Annotated in this window: 3 protein-coding genes; all 3 read right to left on the reverse strand. The window is 63.8% G+C overall.

The genetic code is table 11. From position 1 onward, the window contains the following. Positions 1-1,029, reverse strand: a 1,029-nt coding sequence (locus P0D80_RS49110; protein ID WP_408295717.1) for a phage integrase family protein, incomplete at its 3' end; no start/stop codon positions are given. 373 nt (positions 1,030-1,402) lie between these two features. After that, entirely contained in the window at positions 1,403-1,894 is a 492-nt protein-coding gene (locus P0D80_RS49115; protein WP_408295720.1) for a GNAT family N-acetyltransferase, read from the reverse strand. Further along, on the reverse strand, positions 1,891-2,193 hold the full coding sequence (locus P0D80_RS49120; RefSeq protein ID WP_408295723.1) for a type II toxin-antitoxin system TacA family antitoxin: 303 nt from the start codon (positions 2,191-2,193) through the stop codon (positions 1,891-1,893). The genes P0D80_RS49115 and P0D80_RS49120 overlap by 4 nt, the downstream gene beginning before the upstream one ends. Positions 2,194-3,258 lie beyond the last annotated feature (1,065 nt).

Here is a 3,258-nt window from a genome sequence, read left to right on the forward strand (position 1 = left end):
CGCGAGATAGCGGACCTCGACCAGCCACGCGAACGCAGCCCGCAATACCCGCACCGCGTACGCCTGACTGTCCGCCGACAGGCCTTCAGGGGTGAATGGGCGCCAACGACCGCTGGTACGGGCTCGCTTCGGTCCCGTGAACGACGCCAACGGCGCCTGCAAAAAATCCTTGTACGCCTCGCAGTCCTCGACGATGAGCGACGACAGCGCTTTGTGTCGCACCACAACGCACCACAGGATCAGCCGCTCGAGCTCGCGCGTATAGGCGCGCAAGGTCGTTGGCCGATCCCGATAGCGGTGCAGATACGCGTGCACCGCTGCGAGATCGTGCTCGGCGCGAATGAACGCAAAGGCCGATGCACGGTTGAGCCCGCGGTAATTCTCATTTCCGCCGGACAACTCCGCCGGCACGGCGAGGTGCTCAAACGGTGCCAGCCGCGGTTCGCTCGAATCGCCACCGATCACGACGACGCTGTTGCCGCTCTTTGCTCCGCCCTGCCCCTCGAAACCGGCTCCGCTCGTTTCCGCCGGCACGAATGACGCCGTGTCGACGTCGGCGGCGACCTTCAACCCGAGCGTCGCTTCGTGCCGCCGCAACCATGCGATGATCGTCCTGGCGCGCAGCGCCCCAATGCGCGGCACCGAGCGCCACCAGATGCCGCCGCGCGCATTGCAATAGGTGATCAACGCGCCGAGCGTGCCGATGCCCTCCCTGGTCAGGCGTTGGGCGATCAATGGCCGGAACCAGAGGTGCACCGGGTGCGTGGCAAGCGGCACCGCCGCGGCCAGGGTGGACGCCTGCTCGACCATCCGCAAGGTCATGGCGGTGAGCTTCGCGCTGCCGTGCTGTTTGATCGACGCCTTCAAATGTTCCGCCAGTACCGACGAACCATGCAGCAACGCGAGGTGCACGAGGTCATCGCGCATTGTGACCAAAAACCGTTCCATCGCATCGACACTGGCCGCGTGCGGCGAGCGCTCCGGGTCGTAATAGAGCCGCGCGATGGTCGCCGCCGGCAGGCGTTGCACGAACGCGCGCAGCGCAGTGAAGTCGGTGCGCGTGTATGCGCGGCGGCGGCAAAGTCAGCTGTTGCGGTTGGTTGGTCATCGTGTACCTCCTTCTAAGCGCCCTTGCTTGCAGACCGGCAGAACACTGATGAGTGGGTTTGAAGGGTGAGTCTTTTCAGGGACGACGGTGAGCTTATGCAGGAGGCGCGTCCAGTCCGACCTCGAATAGCTGTTGTTCCCCGAGCTCGTTCCCATGGCACCGGTTGCGGCGCGGCCAGTCGGCGCGCCGCGCTCAAATGCGCCGATGAACCACGGCATGGCATTCCGCCCCGCGCGAATGCCGACGGTGCCCCCGCGTGCAGCGCAGCTGTGGGTAGTGCACGGTGCGTCCTCTTCATAGGGCGGCCTTTAGATCGGTCAGCGTGATCATCAACGTCATGGGATCGAGCGGGGACGGCTCGAAGCCGAGCTGGACGTAGAAGCCTTGGGCGGCTTCGGACAGCGCATGCGTAATCAAACCGCGAATGCCGATGGTGTCGGCCGCCTGCAGCACGCGCAGTCCAGCATCGCGCACCAGCGCCCGGCCGACACCCCGACCCTGCAAGGAACGGTCGACGGCCAAACGAGCAAGGACGACGACCGGGATCGGTTCGGGCATATTGCGCCGGAACCGGCCCGGCGCCTCATCCATCGTCACCGCACCGGACGCGAGCGCGTAGTAGGCCAGCACGCGCGCGTCCTCGCAGACAACAAAGGTGCGGGAGGCGCCGCTGGCCTGATTCTTCAGGGCACGGCGTTTCAGCCACTGGTCAAGGCTGTCCGCGCCTGAGGTGAAACGATCGAGCTCATGCTGGCTGTCCAGCGGTTCGGGCGCGCCCAGCCTCATAAGGCGTCGCTGGGGGAATCCCAGGGCGCGGCGTTCTGCATCGTGCGGCGCAGCCGCGCATTGGGCTGCGGCGGCAGATCAAGTCGCGCGAGGAACGCGGCATACGCCTCGGGACTCGCCGTCATCACGACTTGCTCCAGTAACGCTTCCTCGGCCGCCGCGCGAGCCGCCTCGAGTATGAAGTCGGTGCGGTTCTTGCCGCGGCTCGCCGCCGCCCGGTCGATCAATCCCCGCTCTTCAGGCCGAATACGGATATTCAGCGTTTCGCGCTTCGGAGGCAGCGCATGGGTGGCAGACATGAAAAATTCTCCCTCGGCAACAGTCGAAAAGCTTCAGGTTATCATAAACGTAACGACGTTGTCATTACACCCTCTCTTCAGACAGTTATATAAAGCGGCACACCGCCCATTTTACCCATTAAACAATTCACTGCTAATAACAATTAGCAGACAAGGTTGCTTCGCTTCACGTTCTGTTTGCCGTCGCCCGATGACCTTCGTGCCTCTCCTGTCCCACCGGCGCCCCGGGAACTTCTTCAATCCGTCGCGGCGCAATTCGTTTATCTCGACTTGATTCCCCTGCCCGCTTGCCCATTGGCCCCATTTTCTCGTCGGATTCATCTTCGGTCCTTCCGCCAGCGTCTGAAGCCGATCGGCTGGATTTACCGGCGGCGACCGTTAGGCTCAACCAAGTCTCAAAGCCAGCCTGACATCGCCAATTTTCCGGACGGCGCGATGAGCTCGCGGAGGTACGGATCGCTTGGTCACCTCGCGGCAAGTAAACGAAAACGATTCGAGCGCTCCGGCTCCCTTGCGGATCGTGTGTGAGCGCCCTCCTAGCAATTACGGGATCCGTCCAGCAGGAACGGGCAAGAGGGATCGGGTCGACGCACGCTTCTAGCGTGACCTGATCACTCGACGAGGTGTTGCCTTTCCTGCTCGCCGCAAGCATGGCTTACAGTTCCGCACGCACGTCGGTCGCGGCGCATTAGTCGCCGCTCCGACGGCGTCGTCGCGCGAAGGGGCCCGCGCCGCGCGCCGACATCGCGCTGTGACTGGCGACGCATGACGCCTGACCGCAGCGACGTCCATCAGCCACGAGAGGCTCTCACTTCGTTTACAACGCTCTCAGAGGCCTGACGCAGGACGGGATCACCCGGAGCGATGGGAGTCGAGGCGAGGGCGACGCTGATCAATCGCATCGCTTGCCGGCCTGCAGAAGAAATGGAGCAGCTGCCCGAGGGCATCAAGCGCTGCGGCAGCCAAGGGAGCCGAGGCGGCGAATCTCAATGTTCAACGACCACCCGCGACTACGCTGAACACAGCGCGCTTGGTGATGCTCCGCAATTCGCGATCAGCCCTGTC

This window comes from Paraburkholderia sp. RL17-373-BIF-A, from assembly GCF_046030175.1.
In the GTDB taxonomy this organism is placed as follows: domain Bacteria; phylum Pseudomonadota; class Gammaproteobacteria; order Burkholderiales; family Burkholderiaceae; genus Paraburkholderia.

Excerpts from the sequence above, each read along its gene's own strand:
- P0D80_RS49115 (WP_408295720.1), bottom strand. The coding sequence starts at position 1,894 with ATGAGGCTGGGCGCGCCCGAACCGCTGGACAGCCAGCATGAGCTCGAT.
- P0D80_RS49120 (WP_408295723.1), bottom strand. The coding sequence starts at position 2,193 with ATGTCTGCCACCCATGCGCTGCCTCCGAAGCGCGAAACGCTGAATATC.